The sequence below is a fragment of the Ensifer sp. ENS06 genome (assembly GCF_014852205.1).
GTDB lineage: Bacteria > Pseudomonadota > Alphaproteobacteria > Rhizobiales > Rhizobiaceae > Ensifer > Ensifer adhaerens.
The window spans coordinates 549,421-572,781 of the sequence record NZ_JACVBC010000001.1 but is presented as its reverse complement, the minus strand read 5'-3'; the positions used below and the strand labels follow the sequence as shown (position 1 = coordinate 572,781).

Annotated in this window: 30 protein-coding genes and 1 pseudogene; 14 read left to right on the top strand and 17 right to left on the bottom strand. The window is 59.6% G+C overall.

The genetic code is table 11. The features are described from left to right. Positions 1-348: 348 nt before the first annotated feature. Together IB279_RS02835 and IB279_RS02825 are read right to left on the bottom strand one after the other, a co-directional pair. Positions 349-2,073, bottom strand: a complete 1,725-nt coding sequence (locus IB279_RS02835) for a phage/plasmid primase, P4 family (protein ID WP_246801865.1) — start codon at positions 2,071-2,073, stop codon at positions 349-351. A gap of 49 nt (positions 2,074-2,122) precedes the next feature. After that, a complete protein-coding gene (locus IB279_RS02825; RefSeq protein ID WP_192339016.1) occupies positions 2,123-3,352 on the bottom strand; it encodes a primase-helicase zinc-binding domain-containing protein in 1,230 nt (409 codons plus the stop codon). Between the two features lie 63 nt (positions 3,353-3,415). On the opposite strand from IB279_RS02825, the gene IB279_RS02820 reads away from it, so the two are divergent. Further along, positions 3,416-4,090 (top strand): hypothetical protein, encoded by a 675-nt coding sequence (locus tag IB279_RS02820; RefSeq protein WP_192339014.1) that lies wholly within the window; start codon positions 3,416-3,418, stop codon positions 4,088-4,090. Here IB279_RS02820 and IB279_RS02815 read toward each other — a convergent pair. The 8 genes from IB279_RS02815 to IB279_RS02780 form a co-directional block, all read right to left on the bottom strand. Beyond that, positions 4,084-4,431 (bottom strand): hypothetical protein, encoded by a 348-nt coding sequence (locus tag IB279_RS02815; RefSeq protein WP_246801846.1) that lies wholly within the window; start codon positions 4,429-4,431, stop codon positions 4,084-4,086. The genes IB279_RS02820 and IB279_RS02815 overlap by 7 nt on opposite strands. After that, positions 4,431-4,943, bottom strand: a complete 513-nt coding sequence (locus IB279_RS02810) for a hypothetical protein (protein ID WP_192339012.1) — start codon at positions 4,941-4,943, stop codon at positions 4,431-4,433. The genes IB279_RS02815 and IB279_RS02810 overlap by 1 nt, the downstream gene beginning before the upstream one ends. Before the next feature lie 12 nt (positions 4,944-4,955). Beyond that, entirely contained in the window at positions 4,956-5,327 is a 372-nt protein-coding gene (locus tag IB279_RS02805; RefSeq protein ID WP_192339010.1) for a hypothetical protein, read from the bottom strand. Further along, positions 5,324-7,846, bottom strand: a complete 2,523-nt coding sequence (locus IB279_RS02800; RefSeq protein ID WP_192339008.1) for a DNA methyltransferase — start codon at positions 7,844-7,846, stop codon at positions 5,324-5,326. The genes IB279_RS02805 and IB279_RS02800 overlap by 4 nt, the downstream gene beginning before the upstream one ends. Then, entirely contained in the window at positions 7,846-8,025 is a 180-nt protein-coding gene (locus tag IB279_RS02795; protein WP_192339006.1) for a hypothetical protein, read from the bottom strand. Before IB279_RS02795 ends, IB279_RS02800 begins: the two co-directional genes overlap by 1 nt. After that, positions 8,022-8,300, bottom strand: coding sequence for a hypothetical protein (locus IB279_RS02790; RefSeq protein WP_192339169.1), 279 nt, complete (start codon positions 8,298-8,300; stop codon positions 8,022-8,024). Before IB279_RS02790 ends, IB279_RS02795 begins: the two co-directional genes overlap by 4 nt. Next, on the bottom strand, positions 8,297-8,773 hold the full coding sequence (locus tag IB279_RS37060) for a phage regulatory CII family protein (RefSeq protein WP_246801845.1): 477 nt from the start codon (positions 8,771-8,773) through the stop codon (positions 8,297-8,299). Before IB279_RS37060 ends, IB279_RS02790 begins: the two co-directional genes overlap by 4 nt. Positions 8,774-8,892: 119 nt before the next feature. Then, a complete protein-coding gene (locus IB279_RS02780; RefSeq protein ID WP_192339004.1) occupies positions 8,893-9,108 on the bottom strand; it encodes a hypothetical protein in 216 nt (71 codons plus the stop codon). A gap of 108 nt (positions 9,109-9,216) precedes the next feature. Here IB279_RS02780 and IB279_RS02775 point away from each other — a divergent pair, with 108 nt between their 5' ends. Continuing rightward, a complete protein-coding gene (locus IB279_RS02775) occupies positions 9,217-9,876 on the top strand; it encodes a LexA family transcriptional regulator (RefSeq protein ID WP_246801844.1) in 660 nt (219 codons plus the stop codon). Between the two features lie 5 nt (positions 9,877-9,881). Here IB279_RS02775 and IB279_RS02770 read toward each other — a convergent pair whose 3' ends face one another. Further along, complete coding sequence (locus tag IB279_RS02770; RefSeq protein ID WP_192339002.1) at positions 9,882-10,490, bottom strand: type VI secretion system-associated protein TagO; 609 nt, start codon at positions 10,488-10,490, stop codon at positions 9,882-9,884. A gap of 229 nt (positions 10,491-10,719) precedes the next feature. Here IB279_RS02770 and IB279_RS02765 point away from each other — a divergent pair, with 229 nt between their 5' ends. The 11 genes and pseudogenes from IB279_RS02765 (at position 10,720) to IB279_RS02715 (ending at position 16,594) form a co-directional block, all read left to right on the top strand. Continuing rightward, on the top strand, positions 10,720-10,956 hold the full coding sequence (locus IB279_RS02765) for a hypothetical protein (protein ID WP_192339001.1): 237 nt from the start codon (positions 10,720-10,722) through the stop codon (positions 10,954-10,956). A gap of 1 nt (position 10,957) precedes the next feature. Beyond that, positions 10,958-11,149 carry a hypothetical protein gene (locus IB279_RS02760; protein WP_192338999.1) on the top strand — a complete coding sequence of 64 codons (192 nt, stop codon included), beginning with the start codon at positions 10,958-10,960 and terminating at the stop codon, positions 11,147-11,149. A 3-nt stretch (positions 11,150-11,152) separates the two neighbouring features. Beyond that, positions 11,153-11,833: a hypothetical protein gene (locus IB279_RS02755; RefSeq protein WP_192338997.1), complete on the top strand. Its 681-nt coding sequence runs from the start codon at positions 11,153-11,155 to the stop codon at positions 11,831-11,833. A 3-nt stretch (positions 11,834-11,836) separates the two neighbouring features. Beyond that, on the top strand, positions 11,837-12,334 hold the full coding sequence (gene ssb, locus IB279_RS02750) for a single-stranded DNA-binding protein (RefSeq protein WP_192338995.1): 498 nt from the start codon (positions 11,837-11,839) through the stop codon (positions 12,332-12,334). A 168-nt stretch (positions 12,335-12,502) separates the two neighbouring features. Further along, positions 12,503-12,763 (top strand): annotated as a pseudogene (locus IB279_RS37055) (DUF2312 domain-containing protein); the annotation flags it as partial. Continuing rightward, positions 12,763-13,119: a hypothetical protein gene (locus IB279_RS02740; protein WP_192339168.1), complete on the top strand. Its 357-nt coding sequence runs from the start codon at positions 12,763-12,765 to the stop codon at positions 13,117-13,119. The pseudogene IB279_RS37055 and the gene IB279_RS02740, both read left to right, overlap by 1 nt. Continuing rightward, the gene (gene dnaN / locus IB279_RS02735) at positions 13,112-14,230 is read left to right on the top strand and encodes a DNA polymerase III subunit beta (RefSeq protein WP_192338991.1); all 1,119 of its coding nucleotides are present in this window, start codon (positions 13,112-13,114) and stop codon (positions 14,228-14,230) included. The genes IB279_RS02740 and dnaN overlap by 8 nt, the downstream gene beginning before the upstream one ends. A 13-nt stretch (positions 14,231-14,243) precedes the next feature. Further along, a complete protein-coding gene (locus IB279_RS02730) occupies positions 14,244-14,411 on the top strand; it encodes a hypothetical protein (protein WP_192338989.1) in 168 nt (55 codons plus the stop codon). Then, positions 14,408-14,917, top strand: coding sequence for a DUF1643 domain-containing protein (locus IB279_RS02725; protein ID WP_192338987.1), 510 nt, complete (start codon positions 14,408-14,410; stop codon positions 14,915-14,917). Before IB279_RS02730 ends, IB279_RS02725 begins: the two co-directional genes overlap by 4 nt. Beyond that, a complete protein-coding gene (locus IB279_RS02720; RefSeq protein WP_192338985.1) occupies positions 14,914-15,255 on the top strand; it encodes an HNH endonuclease signature motif containing protein in 342 nt (113 codons plus the stop codon). The genes IB279_RS02725 and IB279_RS02720 overlap by 4 nt, the downstream gene beginning before the upstream one ends. Before the next feature lie 178 nt (positions 15,256-15,433). After that, positions 15,434-16,594 carry a site-specific integrase gene (locus IB279_RS02715; protein WP_192338983.1) on the top strand — a complete coding sequence of 387 codons (1,161 nt, stop codon included), beginning with the start codon at positions 15,434-15,436 and terminating at the stop codon, positions 16,592-16,594. On the opposite strand, the gene IB279_RS02710 is transcribed toward IB279_RS02715, so the two are convergent. From IB279_RS02710 to IB279_RS02700, 3 genes are read right to left on the bottom strand one after another with little or no spacing between them, the layout of a single operon-like run. Further along, positions 16,591-17,037, bottom strand: coding sequence for a hypothetical protein (locus IB279_RS02710; RefSeq protein WP_192338981.1), 447 nt, complete (start codon positions 17,035-17,037; stop codon positions 16,591-16,593). The two genes, IB279_RS02715 and IB279_RS02710, sit on opposite strands and share 4 nt — an antisense overlap. After that, positions 17,037-17,588: a hypothetical protein gene (locus tag IB279_RS02705; RefSeq protein WP_192338978.1), complete on the bottom strand. Its 552-nt coding sequence runs from the start codon at positions 17,586-17,588 to the stop codon at positions 17,037-17,039. Before IB279_RS02705 ends, IB279_RS02710 begins: the two co-directional genes overlap by 1 nt. Then, positions 17,581-18,315 (bottom strand): TIGR04255 family protein, encoded by a 735-nt coding sequence (locus IB279_RS02700; protein WP_192338976.1) that lies wholly within the window; start codon positions 18,313-18,315, stop codon positions 17,581-17,583. Before IB279_RS02700 ends, IB279_RS02705 begins: the two co-directional genes overlap by 8 nt. A 548-nt stretch (positions 18,316-18,863) precedes the next feature. On the opposite strand from IB279_RS02700, the gene IB279_RS02695 reads away from it, so the two are divergent. Next, the gene (locus tag IB279_RS02695) at positions 18,864-19,577 is read left to right on the top strand and encodes a DNA helicase (protein WP_113187624.1); all 714 of its coding nucleotides are present in this window, start codon (positions 18,864-18,866) and stop codon (positions 19,575-19,577) included. Positions 19,578-19,923: 346 nt separating this feature from the next. Here IB279_RS02695 and pncB read toward each other — a convergent pair whose 3' ends face one another. The 3 genes from pncB to IB279_RS02680 all read right to left on the bottom strand — a co-directional run bounded on the left by pncB (position 19,924) and on the right by IB279_RS02680 (position 23,240). Further along, entirely contained in the window at positions 19,924-21,228 is a 1,305-nt protein-coding gene (gene pncB, locus IB279_RS02690) for a nicotinate phosphoribosyltransferase (RefSeq protein ID WP_113187625.1), read from the bottom strand. 45 nt (positions 21,229-21,273) lie between these two features. Further along, entirely contained in the window at positions 21,274-21,873 is a 600-nt protein-coding gene (pncA, locus tag IB279_RS02685; protein WP_113187628.1) for a bifunctional nicotinamidase/pyrazinamidase, read from the bottom strand. A gap of 179 nt (positions 21,874-22,052) precedes the next feature. Beyond that, the gene (locus tag IB279_RS02680; protein WP_034797015.1) at positions 22,053-23,240 is read right to left on the bottom strand and encodes a polysaccharide biosynthesis/export family protein; all 1,188 of its coding nucleotides are present in this window, start codon (positions 23,238-23,240) and stop codon (positions 22,053-22,055) included. Between the last annotated feature and the right edge of the window lie 121 nt (positions 23,241-23,361).

Below are 23,361 nucleotides of genomic sequence, written 5' to 3'. Positions count from 1 at the left end.
TTCTAAAATGGACAGATAGAGAGGTATCTGGACAGATATTCCTCAATAAAAACAATGAATGGACAGATAGGGCAGCAACACTCCGCATATCGTCATGAGACTACCTTCCTCACTTCTGATGGTGTTTGCCGCGCGCCATATCTTATGCGCGCGCATGACGCCGCACGAAAATTGCTGTCCTTGCTGTCCAACTATTGATTTCATTGGCCTTTTCCTGTCCGCTCGGTTTTCTATGTGTCCGCCCATCATGGCCTTGCTGTCCTTGCTGTCCGCCCCGCACCCTTAGAATTGGGCAGAAGCGCATTCCAGGACTGCTGTCCTACCCGCCCATCAGGGGGTCCGGGTGCGTCAGTCCATGGGGAAAGGATCGTCGTCGTCGGGTCGCCTGCCGCCCATGCTGGCTCGATACTCGGACCTGATCCTGATGCCGCGATAGACCGTGCCATTCGACCTCGCTCGCCAGAACTGCCGCTTTGTGCCGTCTGGCGCCGTCCAGTCCTTCTTAGCCTGGTCGGGCAGCCGACGCGTGATGGTCGCTTGGTTAAACTCTGGAAGGCCGTTCTTCTTCGCGTAGAGCCTGAAGGCATCGACGAGTGCGCCAGGCACTTCCTCGTCATGTTCCTCGCCGGTCACCTCGCAGCCGTTACGCAGGAAATCGCCTATCGGGTCGCTGTCCTGCCGATACTCCTCGGTCGCTTCGACGACCTGCTTCGGCGGTCGCAATCCGTTCTCCAGATAGTCGATCGCACCGCGCACCATCCACGCGAAAACCCCGTCACGCTCGGCCCGAAGCTTGGCCGGCAAATCGCGGTCTATCTGCTCGCGCGGGATCTGCACATCGAAGGGGATCATGTGGACGCGTGCCCACATGCCGTCCGAGTCATCGACGATGATCGGCTTGTGGTTGCCGGAGATCACGAGCTTGAAGTGCGGCATGAGTTCGAAGAACTCCTGATTTAGCCGCCGCACATCCATCTTCGTCCCGCCCGTCATCTTCTTGATCAATGCGCCCTTGAGCTTCACGCCCTGTTCCGGCTCCTCGGCCGTCACCAGGCGCACGCCGGGCAGTCGCGCGAGATCGGGTGTTGCATCCGATCCCTTACGCTGGTGGTCGCCGGCGAAGCTGTCGATAGACATGGACACAGCGTAGTCTCCGAGTAAATCCAACATCAGCTCCGCGAGCGTGGATTTCCCGTTTCGGCCGGCGCCATAGAAGAACAGCAGGCAGTGCTCGCTCGTCGTGCCCAGCAGGCAGTAGCCAAAGAACCGCTGGATAAAGCGGCGCAACTCCTCGATCGGCTGCACTGTTTCAAGGAACCGTTCGAACACCGGCGAATAGGCGTCAGCATCGAATTTCACCGGCGCAAGCTTGGTGATGAAGTCCCTCTGTCGATGCGGATCGAGCCTGACGGTCCACTTACCGTCAGCGCGGACAAAGCGCAGCGTGCCGCTTTCCATGTTGAGGGCGTAGAGATCCGTATTCAGATCCTTGACCATGCGGGCACAGTGAGGTGCAGCCTCGGTCAGCATGTTGTTGATCTTGGAGGTTCCGGCTGAGCTTTTGGCGTGATTGTGCCGAGACGATTGCCGCCCCTTCCGTTCCTTGTCGGCCGCGACCAACCGAGAAACGCGCGACTGCAGCGCGTCGTGCTTGTCGATCTGCTCGACGGTCCAATCCTTCTGCGGTTTGCCGATCGCCTTCAATTCCTCGATGGCAAGCCGACCATCCTCGATCGCCGTCTGCTCGGCCTCAGTGGCATCGAGCAGAATCGCCTCGTCGTCGATGAATTCGGCGGTCCGCTGAGCCAGCGGGCGCACGCCCGAACCATCTTCATCTTCCCGAAACCGTCGACCGTCCCAAACGTGCCAGCCGACGCGCGCAACGTTGACGATGTCGTCGCCATAGCGCTCGATAAAGCGCCGACCATTGCCAATGTCGGTTTCAGGCTCAAGCGCGCAACGCTCGAGGATCTCGTGCGGCGACAGTTCGATGGACAGCTCTTCCGGCTGCGGCTTCGATATCGGCAAGGGGTCCGGGTTCACAGCAGCCCGTTGACGTGCAATTTCCGCCATCTTCCGGGCGACTTCGGGCGGTAGCGCCGGCCTCACGTGCTCGTTCACGTCAATACCTCGTCATCAATGCTGAAAAATCCATGCCGACCGGCGGCCACCAGGTCTCGACCGTCCTGCCGTCCCGCGTCAGACGCTTTTCCGCGCGCGCCATCGCGGCCGCGGTGAAGATCACTTCGCTGTCGCCGTCGGCGAGCAGCACGAGCTCGGTCACGTGATCGGCCGCCTGCATCGCCTCGTCTGGCGCCTGGTCGACTTTCGGTTCCGGCCCCGCGATCATCATGCGCCTCTGCCGGCCGTTCTTGTCGGCCTTCGTCAGGTCCGGATGCACAAAGCGCGACTTCGGATCGGCCGGGCCGCAAAGGTTGCCGAGATCACCGGCTGCAAAATAGAAGGTGTCCGCCCGGAACTTCTCGGCGCCGGCGATCGACAGGCCGTTCTCGATCCCTTCGCCGCCGACCCATCGCGTCGACGACATGAGGCCGAAGAGCGGGATCAGCGATCCGCGTTTCGTGCCGCGCATCTTCTTCGTCGGCAGCGGGTCGCCTCTGGCATCCGTGCCGAGATCCGGCCGGAACTTCGGCTCGCACCGCATATCGATCCACGTCTGGTGGCAACCGGTCACCTGGCCGGCAGGGTCGACGAAGGGAGCAATCATCGCGACGCCGGTATAGTGCGCAATCTCATGCCCACGCTCGTCACGGCCGTGCCAGTAGGTGCAACGGGCATTGCTGCGCAAATAGGCAAAGACTTCTGCCGGCATGTCATAACTGGTGCGCGCCTTGAGATAGGCCGCGACATCCGCATGCGGATCGGCCGAGGCGCCAAAGAACAGGCCGCGAGACTGTTTAACCTCGCGATCGCGATAGGCATTGTCCTGTTTTTCGCGATCGGCGGCTGCCGCCTCGTTCTTCGCCTTCTGCGCCTCGATCCTCTTGCGCCGCTCAGCTCTCTGCTCCTCGGTCTCGCGCTCGGCCTCATCCGGCAACGGCTTACCGATGACCTCGGCGCAGGCGGCTAGGAAGCCGGCGCGCGATCGCACATCGATATGACCTGCATGTGCGACGAGGCTAATACCATCCTTGCCGCCGATGCCGCAGTTGCGGCAATTCCAAGCGCCCTTGATGCTGCTGATCGCGAAACGGTCCTTGCCCTGGCAAACAGGGCACGGTCCTGCATGATTGCCTTTGAAGGATGGTCCGACAATGCCAAGCGAGACCGCGGCATCGACGACGCTCACGGCTCGGGCTTCCTCGATAAACAGATCGATCGCGGCCGTCATGCACGCCCCCGTTGAAAGACAAGCGCAGCGGCTGCTAGGAAGCTTGCAATCGGGGAGATATCGATGAAGCTACGTGAACTATGGGACAAACACTTTTGGATAGTGGCGCTGATCTTACTTGAGGCCGTCCTTCTGCTAACCATTTTTGGCCTGCCGACGTTCTGCCTTCAGGGTGAGGCATGCGGGCGAGAAATATTCGGCATGTTCAGCGGCATGTTCAGCGGTGTGGTTACGGCCGTCTCGGTAGTCTATCTTGCCCGACAGGTGGCTGAGGCACGAAAGCAGAACTCCATTGCGCAGAGTGTGCAACAGAGGCGGGTAGTCAGTGTCGCCAAGCGAGCACTGGGCGGGGCTAGTGCCTTGAAAGGAACTTTTGTCTTTTTCGAGAATTTCGCGAGTGCGCAGCCCACCGCGACCTCGGACCTGGCCACGTGCATCTTTAGGACGAAGAGCGCTCTCGAAACCATATGTAAGCGCTTTGATGAGCGTGCCTTTGACGAGTTCGAGGATTACCACGTCTGCCAAGCATCTATCTCGACGATACGACGAACCATTGGAACCAGCTTGGAGACTTTGGAGAGCATCTACGAAGCAGCAGAGGCGGGAAGCCCGCTTGTAGGACCGGCGTATCAGAAGTTTCTCGCTCAGTTGAACCGGCAAGTGTTCCTGACTTTCCTGGACGAAGTGGCCTATGTCGCGAAAGAGCTTTTGGACGAAAGCGGAGTTGTAATTCAATAGTAAGCCCCCGCAGCTGTGTTGATGAGCATCCGAGCGTTGTCGGTCCCCGGGAGCGGCGCACGCAAAGGCGCCAGATCGCGATCTTCGGCGGCCCGGAAGTGGCCGCAGCGCTCAAGCGAGGTCAGCGCGAGATAGAGCGGGTGTCGGCCGGGCAATGGCCAGAACAGGCGGCCAAGGCTGATGAACGGCGTGCCTTCATTCCAGCCCAAAAGCCCACGCAAGGTGCAAATCAGCCGGACCTGGTTGAGATGTGCTTCGACGTCAATCTCGAAGGCCTGGGCCGTGCGGATGCATTCCGGCCGCGACGGCGCTACGACGAGCAGGATGCGCGGCCGCTCCATCAGGCGGCCTCGCGCCAGCGGGTCAGCGCAGCTTCACCCTTCAGCGTCAGACGCAACATGGCGGGGACATTCGTGCGACCTTCGCGCAGCTGCTCGACATAGCCGCCATCGCGCATCTTCTGCAGGATCGACAGCATCGCCTTCTGACGCATCTCGATGGCACGAGATAGGTTGGCATAGGTCACGGTGACCGTCTTACTGTCGCCGGCTTCGATATAGCCAAGCAACGCGATCCGATACTTGCGCGCCATCGTGCTGCGGTTTTCGATCGTCACCTCATCCTCAGCCTGGGCGGCGCCCTTGAAGGGGTTGTGGCTGAACGTCAACACGATGGCGGTGCGGACCGCGGCGGCCGGAATGCGCATCATGTCCGCAACATCAGGAACCGCGATCCCGGCCTCGGCCGCGAGCAGGCAGAATTCGGTGCGCTGGTAGGGCTCAAAGCGCGCGAAGCTCGCGGCGGTCACAAGACCCGGCTCGAAAAATCCTACCTTGGTAACTTGCTTTCCCATGTTCGGCTCCTTTCAGGTGAATTGCTGGACGAGGTTTGGGCGGGTGGCAGCGGCCGGCGGCGGCATCGCTGAGGGTTCGGGTGCGGTGAACTCTGCGCCGCCCTTGCGCTTGGCAATCCATGCGGAAAGCCCCTGCCAGTCCTCGTCCGTGAGAAAGACGATGCCGCCGACGAGGCGACGCTCGCGCCAGGCCGATTCCTGAGCGGAGCCGTCCCGGCCAAACCATGCGCCGATGCACTTCGATCCCGAGGGCAGGCGCAGGATCTCGACCGGATCGCTGACAACCCGGCACCATTCCGGCGCGTTCGTCGTCGCGCAGCCGAGCGTCTCGCCCAGCGCGCGCTCCGGATCGTTGGTCACGATGAAGAGGCGGATCTTGCTCATTCGGCCGCCTCGAGCAGATCGAAGAGGCTCGGCATCGCCATTTCGCGCGCGGCCGCTTCGACATATTTGCAGCCATCGAGGAAGTAGCCCGGGTTCAGTTCGACCGCGGCGCCTTGCCGGCCGAGCTTGATCGCCCGATAGGGAACCGTCATCAGGCCGCCAAAGGGATCGAACACCCGCTCGCCGCGCTCGGTGTATTGCAAGATCGCGCGGTCGACGATGTCGAATTGCAGCGGGCAGAGGTGCATTTCGCGGCCAGCCTGCGCCTGCAGAGTGTTCATGGAGAGCATGCGCGCGACGTCCGTCCAGACGTCGTCATGCTTGGAATGCGGCGGCAGCAACATGAAGGTCGAAGGCAGCATGCCGCGCTCTTCGAGGCCTTCGGCCACCTTCACGTGATGCTCGAAGTCATAGACCGTATCGAGCTGGTAGCGTTTCCAGAGCTTGTAGATCTGGTGCGCTTCGAGGCCGCCGAGATCCTCCGGGGTCAACTGACGGTCGCCGGACGATGGCTCGTAGCCGTGAGCGTCAAGCTGCCAGCGTGCGCGGGAATAGCCGTCGCCGCTCCATTCGCCCTGCCGCCACTCGCGCTTGTCCTTACCAACCGGCCGGTCGGCATAGCCATTGGAGCGATCGGTCGGCGGCTTGCGGAAGATCAGCAGATATTCCGGCAGACCGTTGCCCATGCGGCTGCCATCCTTGCATTGCTCGCTCCAGCCGAGGCGATAGGTCTGGTTGTTTTCGCGAACGACGTCTGTCGTGATGGTCTTGCGCGAGAGGAAGGCGAAGCCGTGCTTACGGAAGTGCGCCGTGCAATCGTCGGCGAAAGGATAGACCGTCTGGAAGCCGAGGCCGGTCATCCCGCCGGGCACGATGCGGTCTTTGACATGAATGGCAGCGATGCGGCCCGGCGCAAGGATGCGATAGAGCTGCGGGATCAGGTAATCCATTTGCTGCCAGAAGTGGGCATTGTCGTCGGTATGGCCGAAGTCGGCGTAGTTCGGGGAATATTCGTACTGGGTGGAGAACGGGATCGAGGTGACGATGAGGTCAACGCTGTCGGCCTCCATCCGCTCGCACTCGACGACGCAATCACTGTTGACGACGCGATATCCCTCGCCCGAAACCTCGATACGCTCGACACCCATCGCGCGCTTCAGAGTGCTCGCCATGGCAGCGGCCGAGAGGCCGTATTCCTTGATGATTGCGGTCATGATCGCCCTCTGCTCTTCATGACGCCGCCACTTCGCCTCGAGGCTGTCCCGGACGGGGCGTTCGGCCTCGGTGTAGATGAGGTCGAGGCGCACGGTGCGCGTCTGCAGAAATCGCTGGATGCGGTGAACGGCCTGGATGAAGTCGTTGAACTTGAAGCCGATGCCGAGGAAGATCGCCCAGGCGCAGTGGCGCTGGAAGTTGCAGCCAGACCCCATGATCGAGGCCTTGCCGGCCAGTTCGCGGATCTTGCCCTCGGAAAAGTCGATGATCGCCCGCTCGCGCAGGTCGAGGTCCTGTGACCCGTAGACGGTGACGACATCGGCAATCGCCGCCTCGATCGCGCGACGCTCGTCTTCGAGGTCGTGCCAAATGAGACGGTGCGCTTCGGGATCTTCCGCGCGCAGCTCCATCATCTTGGCGATCCGGGCTTGCAGGCTGTCCCGCTTCTCGCGCGCGGCGTCGGAGAGGCTGGCGGCGGCATTGCGCAGCAGACGCTGCTGGCCACTCTTCTCGGCACCCGCCGTCGCGTGATCGGCCGGCAGCTCGTGCCAGTTGACCTCCATCTCCGGCAGTTCATAGCCCTCGTCGGAGAAGCCGAGATCGGAGGGCCGCTGCACGAACAACCCCCAACTTGCCACCCAAAGCCAGAACTCGCGTTCCTTGTGCGGGTGGATGGTGAGCGTGTCGGCCTTTTCGGAGTTGCGCTTGAAAAAGCGCGTCTTCGCCTGGCCGATATCCATCACCTCGAGGAATGCGGAATAGGCCAGCAGCTCGATGAATTCGTTCGGGCTCGGCGTCGCGGTCGCAACGAACTTGAAGCGCACTCCGTCGAAGAGCCGCATGAACTCGCGGAAGGTCTTGCTGCCGCCGAAGCCGCGAAGGCACGACGCCTCGTCGAGGCTGGCAGCGTCGAAGTCCCGCGGATCGAGTTTGCCGTCGCGGACCGTCTCGTAGTTCGTCATGTAGATGCCATCGGCCTGCGCCTGCAGAATCGACCGCACGAATGTGATCTCGATGCCGAGCATCGCAGCGTCGCGCTTGAATTCCTGCCGCACGCCGAGCGGCACGACCAGCAGCGCGCGGCCGCCGAAACGCTTCAGGATCAGCCGCAGGATTTCGAGCTGGATGACGGATTTGCCGAGACCGAAGGCGGCGAAGATCGCGCGCCGGCCACCGGCGCATGCCCATTTGACGATGGCGCGCTGGTGGCCCTTGAGGATCGGATTGATCTCGGCATCATCGACCTTGAACCCGCCAGCCGGCGCCATCTGGATCTTGTCGGCGAGAAAGGCAGCGTAATCCATCACTGCGCCTTTCCGTCCATCAGGTCGGCGACACGCTGCATGCTCGCCTCGACACCGGCGCCATCGCGCCAGGCCTTCACGGTCTTGCGGATCTCGCGCAGCAGTTCTTTGCGTTGAAGGCCTCGTTCGGAGCGAAGCCGGTCGCGGTCACGCTTGGATTGGATGGGCGTCCGGTTCATCGCTCGCCCTCCGCCTGCCATGGCGGCGTGATGCCGGCGATTGCGTAGATCGATGTGGCCTCATTGCGCAGGCGAGTACGCGTCGCCAGACCGTAATCGCCGGAAGAAAATCCGCCGTTCGCGAGCGCATAGCGCTCGTCGGCCAAGGCAAGAGCTTTGGTCACCGGCACCTTGCCGACGCCTTCACAGCGAGGGCATGGCCCAGTGAGCCAGCCGAGCTGTCCGGAACCACGGCAGCCGAGACAGACAATGCGGGTGACGCGAACCTTCGTCATACCGCACCGCCAATCCGCTGAAGCGCCGACCGGAGGGCCTTGATCGCCTCGTCGATCTCGCGCGTGATTTCCTTCTTTTCGCGGCCGTCGACATGACCGTCATCGACCGCGTCACCGTAGGCCCTGACCACGTCCATCAGTTCGCGGTTCAGGTGCGTCACGTCTTTGTGTGTCGGCGGCTCGATGGGAAGCGAAAGGTCGGCGCCCTCGACGATCGGGATGACGCGATAGCCGAGGATTTCAGCCATGGCGGAGAGGATGATCGGCGAACCCGCCTCCATGTCAGCTTCAGTAGCGACGTCGATTGGCAAGTATTTGTCGGCATTGTCCTCGCCGGCCGAGCCGCATTTAGAGATGTACGACGCCCGCACGCGTGTCACGTGCTGCAAGGCGTCGCCGCCACCCGCCATGTCGACTGAGCGGCGCGTTGCCGCCTTCAGTGTCAGGCCCTGTTTGTCGGAAATAGTGCGCAAGTCATCCTCCCTGAAAATCAAGGAAATCGTTTCCAGAAGTCTTTCCGTGAAAGGCGCCGCTCGCGCCCGTAAGGTCAGCCCATCAGATCAAGGGGGACCACATGCAAACCAACGCACCGTCATTCCGCAGCTTCGATCAATTCACCGACAGCGTCGGACTTGTTCATCTTCAGCCACTCCAATCGAAGCCTATGCATTGCATCGAGCGTTACCTCGCCAGATGTGGCCAAGCGGATCCGCTCCATGATCGGAGCGTCCGGTCGGTTCTCGCCGGTCTCGTAACGTTGATAGGTGCGCGCGCTATCGATCGAGAGCAGGAACGCTGCCTCCGCCATCGTCAGTTCTGATTTGGTGCGCCAAGTTCTTAGGTCCATGAAAGGTATATAGCGCAAATCGCTACATTCTTGTCAATAGGTGTTTAGCGATAAGCGCGATATCGCAATATGGCGAATATCGCTAAAATAGGTAACATGATGAGATTAAAAGAAATTCGCAAATCACAGAACATGACGCAGCAACAGGTTGCGGACGCTTTGGGCTTGCATTTGACCAACTACAACAAACTCGAAAATGGAAAAACGAAGCTGAGTGCCCAACAAATGGAGCAGCTCGCGAAGATCCTTCACTGCTCGCCATCGGATTTCATCTCCAGGCGAAGCGATGTTCGTATCGTCCCGGTGCGCCAATACGTGGCCGCAGGGATTTGGCAGGAATCATCACTTTGGGATGAAGAAGATTGGTACGACGTCGCCGTCCCTGACGAGCCAGAATTTCGTCACTTCACTCTATACGGCGCGGAGAGCAAGGGACCGTCAATGAACCGCCGCTATCCCGAGGGATCAGCGCTGATCTACACGAGCTTGATGGAAACCGGAGAATCCCCCAAACCTGGTCGTCGATACATCATCGAAACAGAGCGCTCTGACGGACTTCGCGAAGCGACCGTGAAGAAACTCTGGCAGGATGAAAACGGAAAGCATTGGCTCCTACCCGAATCTAATGACCCACTTCATCAGCAACCAATTGATTTGTCGGCTGGCGATGGTGAGATCGTCAGAATTGTCGGCCGAGTGATTTACTCGGTCCAACGTGAAGTCGATTAGGGCCGTCACCATTTGCAGGCAACCTTAATCTTTTCAATTACTTCAGAGACGTTCGCCAGATCGAACTCCGCGTCGACGCGGTCCTTGTCTTGAAGACGGACAAATAATCGCTCGTTGTCCTTCAGCGACTTTATGAAGGGGATTGCCTCCTTGCCGCTCCAGAGACCAACGGCCTTGTAGTTGGTAGACCGTGACCATTTCCCAGTAACAGCTGGCGCAACTCCGATCCGCGTGGTGACTGTCGGCTCTTCTCCAGACATGAACATTTCCGTCGAAATGATAAAGCTGGTCGTTTGTTCACGGCACGACATCAAGAGATATGCCGAAGCGTTGTTAAACCCGGTGCTCGTAGATTTGGCAGGCATCAAAGCAGCCCGCACAACCTTGCTATCATCAACTGGTGAGACTTCTTCCTGGATTTCCCACAAGGCGGCCGCTGAAGCTGGCGCGACTGCCTTGGGCGCTTCGCCAGCAGCGACCTTCGGAAACATTTTGTCGAAACACGTCAGACGCTGAAGAGAGTCCTCTATGCGAGCGCACTCCTGTGGATCCTGTGCTATCGCAGAGCCGGCTGAAAGCATGATCGCAGAAACCAACAAAGCTGCCGCCTGCATGTTCTTAACTCTCCGCACGTTAACCGAGAAATCACATTCGCAGCGGCCTTTCCGCTGTCAAGAACCCCGCGGGCAGTGGCTTCCTATTTGCAGATGGCGGGAACTTAGCGATTACCGATCAATTCATTTTTGAGCCATCTGAAGATTAGCGATTATCGCTACATTTTGACTTGACAAAGATTTAGCGATTAGCGCTATATTTGCGGCAACCTGCTACAAGGAGCCGCACATGATCCGCATTCAACGCTATTCCGAGACTTCCGCGGCCAAGATCGCCGCGGCGCCTCGCTGCATCCGAACGCTCGAGGAGCGCCTCGCGGATGATCTGCGCGAACTCGCCTTCGCTGACCAGTCCGCCAACATCGAAGCTCTGAAACGTCGCGGCTGGTCAGAACTGACACTCCGCCGGCTGCTGCCCGAGGCGACCAAGATCGCCCGCCGCGCATCAATCCGTCAGGTCGCCTGAAATGGACAATCACTTCACCCCCTTTGGCGGCCGCGTCGATCCTCCCAAGCCGATCACCCTTCGCGCGCCGCCCCTCCGGACCCGCCGCATTGTCGCGACCCTGTTCGCCCTCTGCTGCGCGTCCGGAGGCTGGCTTCTCAACGATGCGGTCGACGTTGTGGTGCGTGTCGTCGCCTCGATCGAGCGGAGGTGACGGATGGCGATCGATACGCGCCTCGCACCGCAACCGGTCTGGTCTTTCGTTCCCGATGGCTCGGTGATCGACATCGCCGCGCCGGACGCTGCCGAAGTCTGCTTCATCGAAATGGGCAACGCGCTCTCGAAGATCGCGCGCTTTGACGGCCGCAATCCCGGCCCGGCCTATTCCGTAGCGCAGCATTCGGTGATGGGCGCGCAGGCGATCCTGAATGAGGGCGGCACCCGCATGGATGCCGCCCTGTTCCTGTTGCACGATGGGCATGAATACATCGTGGGCGACCAGTCCAAGCCCTCGCAGGAGCTCTATTCCTCCGTGGCCATTGATCTCTACGGCGAAGCCCGCATGCGCGATGCCGTGGCCACCTGCAAGGCGGCCTGGGATGAGGCGATCTACTTCGCCGCTGGCTTCCCAGGTCCCGAAGCGTGGAACCGCCGCCAGGCGAAGCTCGTCAAGGACATGGACATTCGCATGTGCCGCGCCGAGGCGATCGCGCTCTTCGGACCACGCGCCGGCCGCGAAATGCCCCCTTCCGCCACTCCCAAGCTGACCGGCGCCATCAAGCCATGGGCGCCCATGAAGGCCGAAGAGCAATTCCGAAAAATGGCCTACCGCCTGATCGGCGAAGACCTGGTGCTCGAACGCGCCTCGATCGTCGCCGCCAACCGAGCACTGAGGTGACATGTGTCTGGCTATCTCAACGAAGTAACATTGATCGGCAACCTCGGCGCCGATCCCGAAATCCGCCGCACACAGGACGGCCGGCCAATCGCCAGCATTCGGCTTGCCACGTCCGAAAGCTGGCGCGACCGCAACACCGGCGAGAAACGCGAGAAGACGGAATGGCATAGCGTCGTCGTCTTCAATGAGCAGCTCTGCAAGGTCATCGAGCAGTACGTCCACAAGGGCGACAAGATCCTTGTGAGAGGTCAGCTCGCTACCCGCAAATGGCAGGACCAGAACGGCAACGACCGTTACTCGACTGAGGTAGTGCTGCAGGGCTTCAACGCGTTCCTGACCATGCTGTCGGGCCGTCGTGAAGGCTCCAGCTACCGCGCGGGCGGCGATGGCGCTTCCGACTATGGCTATGACGGCGACCGTGCCGCTGGCTCTTCCTCCTCTTCCAGACAGTCCACCGGTTCCGGCTCCAGCCGGGACTTTAACGACGACATTCCCTTCTAGGAGACGACGATGGGACAAGCGCTTATCAATGAACCGACCGCGACGGTCGGCGGCGTCCCGATCGCCGCCGTGAAAGCGGCCGCAAAGGCCATCAGCAAGCAGGCCGCCGGCGAGCAGCCAGTCGACGAGCCTCAGACCGAGGCCTTCGACAAAAAGGAAACCGGAGCGTCCGACGCGCACGGCGTCGCGCGCGATCAACTCCGCGCCTTCATCGAACGGATCGAACGCCTCGAAGAAGAGAAGGCGACGATCGCCAGCGACATTAAGGATGTCTATGGCGAGGCGAAAGCCATGGGCTTCGACACGAAGATCCTGCGCAAGGTCATCTCGATCCGCAAGCAGGATCATGACGAGCGGATGGAGCAGGAGGCAATCCTCGACACCTACCTCCAGGCGCTTGGCATGGTGCCGGCAGGGGAGGATGCGTGATGATCATCAACAAAACGGTGGCGATCAGCCTTGCTCGCCTGAGCGACGAAGAGAAGGCGAAGTTCACGGCGGCCACGGGGATTTCCCCGGACCAGGTTCCCCTCTTCCTTTACCCGGTCGATGTGCGTGTCAGCTTGCGCGACTTCGACGACGACGAAATCGAGAACTACTACGCCGAGCACTTCGACGATGACACGCCGAGGCCGTGGGTCGACCGCGTCTATGCCGCCTTGGCGGCCGGTGACTGCAAGGAAGCGATGGATTTGATGCATCGCGAGTTCGGTCTTTCCACTCCATCCCACGAATGCGCGATCGCCGACCTCCTCGCCGGCCGTAAAGGAACCGCCCATGTTTAAGACCAGGAAGGCGGCCTTCCAGGCGGCGCTTTCATCCGTGAAGGATGCCGTCAACAGCCGCAACACCATCCCGCATCTCGCTAACATCGCCGTGGAGCGCCACGGTGACCTGCTTCGGTTGCGCGCGACGAACCTTGACATTGAGATCGCCGCACCCTTCGAAGCCGAGATCAGCGCCGACTTCTCCGGTTTCACCTTTCCGATGAAAACGGTGACCTCGATCGTGAGCGCGATCGACGACGGCAAGGATATTTCCTTCGAGGCCGTCATGGTCGGCAACAAGCTCGAGGCGGTGACAATCCGTTCCGGCCGATCGAAGATCAAGGTTCCGATCTTGCCGCTGGCAGACTTCCCGCAGCTCGACAAGGGCGCCTTGCCGTTTTTGCTTTCGCTCGGCAGCTCGTCCTTCATCCGGTGCCTGTCGGCGGTCGACTATGCCTGCGCCAACGAGGAGACGCGCCCCTATCTCGGCGGCGTCTATCTCGACGCCACCGAAACCGGACTGATGTTCGTTGCGACCGACGGGCACCGCATGGCGCGTCGACTGCTGCCAACTTCGGATATCGATGATCCGATTGAAGGCATGCCAAAGGTGATCGTGCCCAGGGAGACGGCACCACTGCTCGTCAAGCACCTGCCGAAGGACGAGACGCTGTCGATCTCGCTTTCCGACTACCGGATCCGCTTCGAGGCCGGAAACATCGTCATCATCTCGAAGCTCGTCGAGGGCAACTATCCGGACTATCGCCGGCTGTCGCCGGCCTCGCACAAGATCCGCGCCAAGATCAACGGCGCCGAGCTGAAGGCGGCAATTGCACGCGTGCTGACGGTCAACACCGAGAAGGGCAATGCCGTCTGCTTCAGCTTCGACAATACCTCGGCAACGCTCACCTCTCGCGAGGGCGATGCTGGCTCGGCCGAGGACGTCGTCACCACCGCGTGCGACGGTGAAATCGTCGTCGGCATCAACGGTGCCTATCTCCGAGAATCGATCGATCACCTCGACAGTGACGAAATCGAACTCGACTTCAACGACCCCGCATCGCCGGTCCTGCTGCGCAAGCCCGGCGAGACCGAGACCCACACCATCATCATGCCGATGCGCGTTTAGGAGGGTGTCGGAAATGGGTGACACGAAGGGTGACAAAGCCACACAGCCTACAGAATGCAAGATCGACGAAAATGGCCGCTGCCCTAACATGAAGGAAGTGGGCGGCGGCTTCGACGGTGAACGATATAGCTGCGATGTCTGCGGAGAAAGCTACTACCTCGACTACGAGGAGATGAAATGAGCGATCTTCTCATGACCCGACGGGCGGTTTTCTCTGAATGCGGTCTGTATCGCTACTTACTTGAACATGACTTCGGTGGCAGCGGTCCGGTCATCTCGCTTGGGATGGTCAACCCAGCCGAGGCTGACGGCGAGAAGAACGACCAGACCATGACGAAGGTTGATGGCTTCGCAATTCGCCTCGGCGCCAGCTTAGTCAAGGTCTGGAACCTATGCGCGCTCGTCGACAAGGATGTTAAGGCGCTGAGATCAGCGGCTGATCCTATCGGCCCTGAGAACGACGCTTATATCGCGAGCGCCATTCAGGCCTCGGATATTCACATCGTCGCGTGGGGCCCGGCCTCCAAGCTTCCGAAAGAACTGCGTGGCCGCTGGCGCACAGTTGCTGATGTACTTTCCAGAGCCGGCGCAAAGCCGATGTGCTGGGGCACTGCTTTGGACGGTCAACCACGCCACCCGCTGATGCTGGCCTACTCCACCCCCCTTGTTCCATGGATTACCCCATGAGCAGGCGAGACAAGATCCGCGAAAAGATTATGGCACGCGTCGAGGTCGACCCCGTAACGGGCTGTTGGATCTGGACCGGGCCCACCTCGGGCAAGACCGGCCGCGGAAAGGACTATCCTCGCATGACATTGAGCGGCCAGACGGTCGCCGTTCACAAGGTCATGTGGACCAATGAGCACGGCTTCATTCCAGGTCGAAAGCAACTCGACCACAAATGCCGGAACCGCCTTTGCGTCAATCCGGACCCGAAGCACACGGAGCTGGTGACGCACAAGGAAAACATGAAGCGCCGCGACCAGGCGCGCGCTGCTGCACTCGAATGCGCGGAGGTGCGGTAATGGTTGCAGCTGATGGCCCTTTGGGCAGGATCTACACGCTCGACGAGGCGAGCACCTATCTGCGAATGACCGGCCGGAGCATCGCCAAAGTTGCCAAGCGGGAAGGTCTGTGCACTATCTCTGGTCGAGACATGCTCTTTAGCGAGAGCGACCTGCTGGCAATCTGGGATGCGATGCGATGCCCCTCAAACTCGTCCAACGCAAAGGCTCGGACTTCTACTACATCCGTGGCACCGTCCGCGGACAAAGCCTATTCGAATCTACTGGCACTCGCGACCGAGAAGTCGCGGAAGCGATCCGTATCAAAACGGAAAGCCGGCTGCTGAACGAAAGCGTTCACGGCAAGAAAGCCCTGATCACGTTCGAAGAGGCTGCAGAGTCATACATCGCGTCTGGCGGCTCTGAGCGGTTTCTCATCAAGGTCTCACCATCAACCGGAAAGGTCTCCGGCATTGTCGCGCACTTTCGCGGCAAGCTTCTGAAAGACCTCACCCAGTCCGACCTTGATGCCGCCGCCCGCATTCTCTTCCCGACAGCCTCGGCCGAGACGCGCAACCGCCAATGCTACACGCCCTTCATCGCCGTCTGGAACCATGCAGCGGGCAACCAGTGGGCGGAGGTTCGCCAATGGAAGCGGCCGCGCAAAGCGAAGGGCACAAACGTCGTCAAGCTCAAGGTGCGAGCCGGCACCAAGCCCACAAGCTATGACCGCGCCGCCCAGTTCGTCGCCGCCATGTCGCCCGCACCGGCTCAGCTCATGACCGCCCTATTCTACACTGGCATGCGTCCGATCGAGATGTTCACCCTCGATGCCTCGGACGTGAACGTGCCAGGTCGATGGATCACGCTCGACGCCAGCAAGACAGGCGAGCCGCGCGGTATTCCCATCCATGAGTTTCTAGTGCCACTCTTCGAGGCTCTCGTGGCCCGTGGCGGCGTTCTGTTCCGCTCCCATAAGGGAGAGCCCTACCCGCCGACCGAAGAGTTTGGCGGGCAGATTTCCAGCGCCATTACCGGCGCCCGCAATCGCCTTAAGAAGCGCGGCGTCTCTATCGTCGACATCGCGCCCTATACTGCGCGCCACACTGTATCGACACAGCTCGTTGTCAATGGCATCCACCCATACATCAAGGATCAGATCCTCGGCCACGCTGCCGACGATATGAGCCGCCACTACACCCACGTGCCGCAGCAGCCGCTGATCGAAGCCATCAACTCCCTGCCCGTGCCGCAGCTCTGGCGCCATCAGGAATGGTGGAGCGACCCGATTTATTGGTCTCGGCGGCTGGTAAAGTGGGGGAAGAACGCTGCATCGTGCGCGAACCTAGCGGCCAGCTAACTTCCGCGAAGGTCTTTCACCACATAGAACTTGTCTGACGCTTCGTCAGCCAACAGCGTCAGAATTGCACTGCTGGGATCGAAAGGTACGCCCTTGATTTTGGAGTACGATGGATTCTTTGGATGATCATACTGATGTACGACCCTTACCTTCGCCCCATGGCCGGATGCGATGGTTTTGGTCCGACCAACATTCATCAACACCATACAGTCTCGATCGCCGATCTGGCGAGTAGTTGAATCGACGCACTGTTTTAGTCGCTCTTCGTGCGTTCCGGCGAAATGCTCGTAGTAGCATGACGACAGATACTCTTCATTCCGGTGAAGCCTCAACTCGAACAGCTGAGGCATAACGCCGACAACGACGCCGTTTTCGCGAATTGTTCTGTTCTTTGGGCAGTGGCGCACTACATGGTGTTCGTCGGGAATAGTCCGTTCCGCCATTATAGCCTTTCCAGAAGAGCGGGCGAATTATTCGCGAACACTCGGAGCGGAGACTGGCCAGCTGCAACGTCGGGTCCGTCCTCCGTATCTCGCTTACTTGTCCACTGAACAATGTCATTTGGTAGGAAGAGCGCCGTTACTAGATTTCCGCCACGCTTAAACGCCACTGAAGTGTTGCCATCACCATCTAGTCCCAACGACGTCCAGTCGTGACGTTTGGTAGCCACAGCCCACTTTAGAAAGTTAACAAATGCTCGACGATTGGGAAGGGCATCGTGTTCATCCCATTCCTCAGGATCCAGTAGAAAGTCGAGCTCTCCGAACAACCGGTCGCGTTGCGGGAACGTCAAGTACATCGCAAGCAACGAGGTGGCCTCTTTAAGGGCCATCGCAGCACGTGGTACGTCGTTCTCAAAAGTTATCTCCTGCGAGACAGTTTGCTTTCGCGCCGCAGGAGATTTTTGAGTGTAAACGGTATCAAATCGCGAGGCATAGTCCATGGATGGCATCAGAGCGGATGCCTTTCCAAAAGACGTAGTACGCTCAAGCATCAAACAATCTCCTGGCCTCATCTGTCACGAGGCACTCAAACAACCCATTTTTGACCGCACGTAAGCTTTCAATTCTGTCTAGAATATCTTCTCGCTTCAACGGCACGTCCTTTTGCACGATGACATCTAAATCGAGCAGATACGAAACATGGTTGATCAGTTCAGGGTCAACCGTACCTGACGTTAGTACTACCGTCGCGCCAGACACGTCGTCCGCATACTCGAAGCGCACGTGGTTGGCAACGAACTTATCATATACCTTAAGTGGCGAATGCGGGTAAACATTCAAGTAGCGGCGAATATCGCCACTCCCGTCTTCGGCGACCGGGACGTCGATACGGTTGATGTACCTTAGCCCGATCCGCGTTATCTTCTTAAAACCCACTGTCTTGTAGAAAAAGTCGTAATCGCGCTCGAAGCGGCCGAAGAATTTCTCCCAATTTTCGTAGGGAGCGCGACGGCCCACGGTGAACTGATTGCGGTTAACCACAAAGAAATCCGCGCCATCTTTACTGGTATGCCTATGCCAAGGGTTCACTGCGCCGATTTCAGGCGTTGCGTTCCCATTGTGCACGCGCACAGCAACCTGAAAGTCGCGCATATCTTCTTTTTCGGTATAGTGACTTTCGGCTTTCCGCGAGACGCGCCCCATATCCGCGTCCGTCAACCCCTCCGCGAACTGCAACTGCAGGAGAGCTTCGACAATCGGCGCTTTCTTGTAGTGCATATTTCTTCCCAGAGTACGGACGCATCGATATTCGCTCAGGAAGCTTTACCAGAACTTGTGGTGAAATCCACCCGCACCCTTGAGATAGGGGGGCACTTGTGCAAAAACCGTGCAGCAGGAACGAGCGCTTCGATTTTATCGCTTATAATCAGACGTTTATAAAAACACACTTCATTCCTTGGTAAGGGAGAGGCCGAGAGTTCAAATCTCTCTAGCAGCACCAGTTTTCTCTTAAAGAAATCAAATTGATACTCGCTCGTAGCACCGCGTGCTTTTGCGGTCTGCGAATGTTTTCGCCTGTCCTATCGCCCCAAACGAGCAGGATCTAGGGCGCCCGCGAAAGACGCGCGCCAGGCCGCAGAATTTCTCATCGGATGCAATTTTCGCCTGCTGCCATCTGCGTTATGCTGCGATTCGGGCGCGCCCACGCCTCCCCCCTCCGATCGGGAAAGTAGATTTCATACCGGGCACTCTCATCATCGAACCGACTGTTGGGGCAATGCGCACAAGGAGGGACTGCGACGATCGCTCGTACCAGGAGGTTGCCGATGAAACTGACTGCACCGATCTACCATTTGAAACGCAGGGCGAAACGCCTGTGCCGTGAAGAAGCCGTCCCGCTCCATGAAGCGCTTGATCGCATTGCCGTTCAGGAGGGCTACTCCACTTGGAGCCTGCTTGCGGCACGACAAACGACTGCCGGCACCGCGGCGAGTATGCTTGCCCAGCTCGCTCCCGGAGATCTCGTGGTCCTCGGCGCACGCCCCGGCCAGGGCAAGACGCTGAAGAGCCTCGAGCTTGCCGTAGAGGCGATGAGGGCCGGCCATCGCGCCTACTTCTTCACACTGGAATATACCGTGACGGACGTCATCGAGCGTTTTGCCGCCATCAGGGCCGACCATGGCCGGTTTGCCCCGCTGTTCGAGATCGATTGCTCCGACACGATCAGCGCCGACCATATCGTCGGCAAGCTGTCCAAGGCCGATCCCGGCACGCTCGTGGTCGTCGATTACCTCCAGCTTCTCGATCAGCGACGTGACAATCCCGCTCTTGGCGATCAGGTGCGCAAATTGAGGGCATTCGCGCGGCAACGCGGGCTGATCATCATCTTCATCTCGCAGATCGATCGATCCTTCGAAGCCGCCGTGAAACCACTTCCGGACCTGGACGATATCCGGATGCCGAACCCCGTCGATCTCCGGCTTTTCGACAAGGCCTACTTCTTGAACAAGGGCGAAGCGAGGCTACTGGCGATAAACTGAAACAAGAGCCTGCCTCGCTGACACCCGGAACGTATTTCCCGATGCTGCGTTATCGTTTCAAAGGCAGCAACGCGGAGGCTTCTCAATGAAAGGTATCGTTCTCTGGCTTATGGGCGTGCCGCTCATCGTCATCATCCTTCTCTACATGTTCGTATTCTAGAGAAGCAAAATGCAACGGCAGGTTGGCAGATTAACGCAACCTTAAGATTCCACTGCCAGATTTGATATTGCGATGATGGACAATCGCAACATCTTTGATCCCCTTTTGAAACCGGCTCCTGCCGGTTTCTTTTTTTGCAGGATCGCTGAGCACGCGGCGTCGTTTGACTTAGGCGTTACTTGGCGGTCAGACCTTAACCGCCTGCTCAACGAAATCCTGCGAGCCAAAGAACTTGAGGTAGCGCTCGACCTCGGCCGGGTCACCGGTCGCCTTGCGCGGATTGTCGGAGAGTTTTACAGCCGGCCGGCCATCCGCCTCGCTGACCTTGCAAACGATCGAGATCGGACTGAGGCCGCTGATTTCCGTCGGCGCGCAACCGGCAAAATCATTGGTGAGGTTGGTGCCCCAGCCGAAGCTCATGCGCACGCGCCCCTCGAAGTGGCGGTACGTCTCGATGATCGTGTCGACGTCGAGACCATCGGAGAAGATCAGCAGCTTTTCCCGGGGATCCCGTCCCATCTTCTTCCACCAGGCGACGATTTTTTCGCCACCTTCGATCGGCGGCGCGCTGTCCGGCCGAAAGCCCGTCCAGTCCGCCACCCATTTCGGCGCGTCGCGCAGGAACGCCGCTGTGCCGAAGGCATCGGGCAGCACGATCAGGAGATTGCCGCCATAGAGTTGGTTCCAGTCCTGCAGCACCTTGTAGGGGGCGGCGGCCAGTTCCTTGTCGTCGCGGGCAAGGGCCGCGGCCACCATCGGCAATTCGTGTGCATTGGTACCAAGCGCCTCCAGATCGTTGTCCATGGCGAGCAAGACATTGCTGGTCCCGGAGAACGAACTGCCAATCCCTTCCTTCAACGCCTCGACGCACCAGCGCTGCCAAAGGAAGCTGTGGCGGCGGCGCGTGCCGAAATCGGAGATCCTGAGGTTAGGGTACTGTCGCAGCCGCTCGACTTTGGACCACATCTTGGCCTTGGCGCGGGCATAGAGCACATCGAGGGTAAAGGGACCGAGGCCCTTCATCGCCGAGCGCGAGCGCAGCTCGTTGATGATCGCCAGCGCCGGGATCTCCCACATGGTGGTCTCTGCCCAGCGGCCGCGGAAGGTCAGCTCGAACTGGCCGTCGCTGCGTTTCAACTCATAATCCGGCAGGCGGAACTTGGCGAGCCAGGCGAGAAACTCCGGCGAGAAGATCTGCTTGCGGCCATAGAAGGTATTACCCGCAAGCCAGATCATTTCCTTCTTGGAGAAACGCAGTTCGCGCGCGTGATCGAGTTGCTCGCGCAGTTCCTTCTCATCGATCTCGTCGGCGAGCCGCACCGTCTTCGTACGGTTGATCAGCGAAAAGGTCGCGTCGACATCCGGATAGAGCTGCCAGATCATCTGCAGCATCAGGAGCTTGTAGAAATCCGTGTCCAGCAGGCTGCGTACGATCGGGTCGAGTTTCCAGGCATGATTGTAGACGCGCCTGGCGATATCGGTCTTCGTCATCGGTGAAATTGCTCCTTCCTCTTGGGCGAGGCTAGATCATCTCGGCTAGTTCAGCTCGACGCCGGCGTCACGCATACGCGTCACCATGGCATGAAGCGAGCCGTTGAGGTCGATGCCCCGACAGGCTTCGAGAACGACCGTGGTCGAGAACCCCTGCGCCACCGCGTCGAGCGCGGAGAAGGCGACGCAGAAATCGGTCGCGAGCCCGCAGAGCGTCACCTTTTTGATACCGCGGTCCCTGAGATAGCCGGAAAGGCCGGTCGGCGTCCGGCGGTCGTTTTCAAAGAAGGCGGAATAGCTGTCGATTTGCGCGCGGAAACCCTTGCGGATCAAAAGTTCGGCGCGGGTCCATTCGAGCGCCGGATGGAAATCGGCACCGGCGCTGCCCTGCACGCAATGATCCGGCCAGAGCGTCTGCGCGCCATAGGGCATGGCGATCATTTCGAAGGGATTTTTGCCGGGATGGCTGGAGGCAAAGCTGGAGTGGCCGGTCGGATGCCAATCCTGGGTCAGAACCACATGCTCGAAGCGGCCGATCAGCCCGTTAATCATCGGCACGATCTCGTCGCCGCCCGCAACACCAAGCGCTCCGCCCGGGCAGAAATCGTTCTGCACATCCACGACGATCAACGCTTTATCCGCCATCATTCACCTCTGGACGATCAACTGCTTATCGATCACCAAAATCGATTTAAGTCCAAGATCAATCACAGAATTTGAGCGACGACAAGCCAGTTCCGCAGGCTTCCGAGATCGGAAGGGCAGATAAGCAAAAAGGGCGTCGGCCATGGCCGACGCCCTCGAACAAATGCGATCGAAAACGATCAGTTTCCGAGATTGTTGATGTTATCTGCGATCGAGAAGCCGGAATTGGCGATGCCGACCGGCTGGGCGACGAAGTTCAGGAACTTCGAGAAATCGACCGACGGGTGACGCGAGGCATAGATGACGTCGCGGTTCTTGACCGGGAAGGTCTGGCCGACAATCAGGCTGTCCGGCTTGCTCATGTCAAAGCGGTAGACGATCGGGTAGCGACCCACGCTGTCGGTCTTCATGCCCTTACGCAGCATTTCGTTGAAACGCTGCTGACCGAGCAGGCTCATGACCACATCAGGCTCTTCGTAACGGAAGATGAAATAGCCCTTCATGTCGAGCGTGTAGTCCGAGCCACCGCCGGCAAGGCCCATCGCCTCGAGCAGATTGAGATCGTTGGCGCCGAATTCGACGCGCTGGTTGGCCTTGACCGCACCGAGGATCGTGAAGCGGCGCGGATCGCGCGTCACGAAGATCTGGTCGCCCGGCTTGACGTGGATATTTTCCGACGGGTTCTCGATGATCGACTTCAGGAGAACCGTTCCGGTCTTCTTGCCGCGCACCAATGTGACGAAGGTCTCATAGGGCTGCGCGACCGGACCGCCGGCCTTGGCGATGACCTCATTGATCGTTTCGTCGACGAGGCTCAGTGGCACCACCGACGATTTGCCGACGGCACCCGAAACCGTAACGTTGCGCGACGCGGTGCTCATGCTCGTGACGATGACGTCGGGCTCAACCGCCTTCTGCTTCAGCGCTTCCAGAATTTCCTGGCGCGCCTGCTCCAGTGTCAGGCCGGCAAACTTGACCGGGCCGACATAGGGGATGGCAGCCTTGCCATCCGGCTGAACGACGAGATCGATGCTCGTCTGCTTGGAGTCCTGCGTCGAGAACAAGCCGTCGCTGCCGGCTTCGAAGATCGAGACCTTAAGCTGATCGCCAACGCCGATGACGACGCGGCCAACACCGCCGCCAATGCCGAAACGGCGATTAAGCGTCGAGGAGACATAATCGGAAACGAGACGCGCGGAGCGTCCGTCCACATCGACGATGTCGAAAACCGTTGCATTTTGGCGGCCGATCTCGGCGCCTGACTGGCCGGCGTCCTTGACGATCGCTCCGGCCAACGGCCCCTCACCAGGCACAGCCTGGCATCCGACGAGGGCGGAACAAAGCAGAAGGGCACTGACTCGTTTCAACTACGACACTCCACATTCGGCACAGCCATGATTTTGCTCATGGTTCCGCGCCGCATCATCCCCCGGCAGGGAATTTCGCCGGTCTCTGAAAAGCACAATCGCCGTCCCACAACAAGTCACC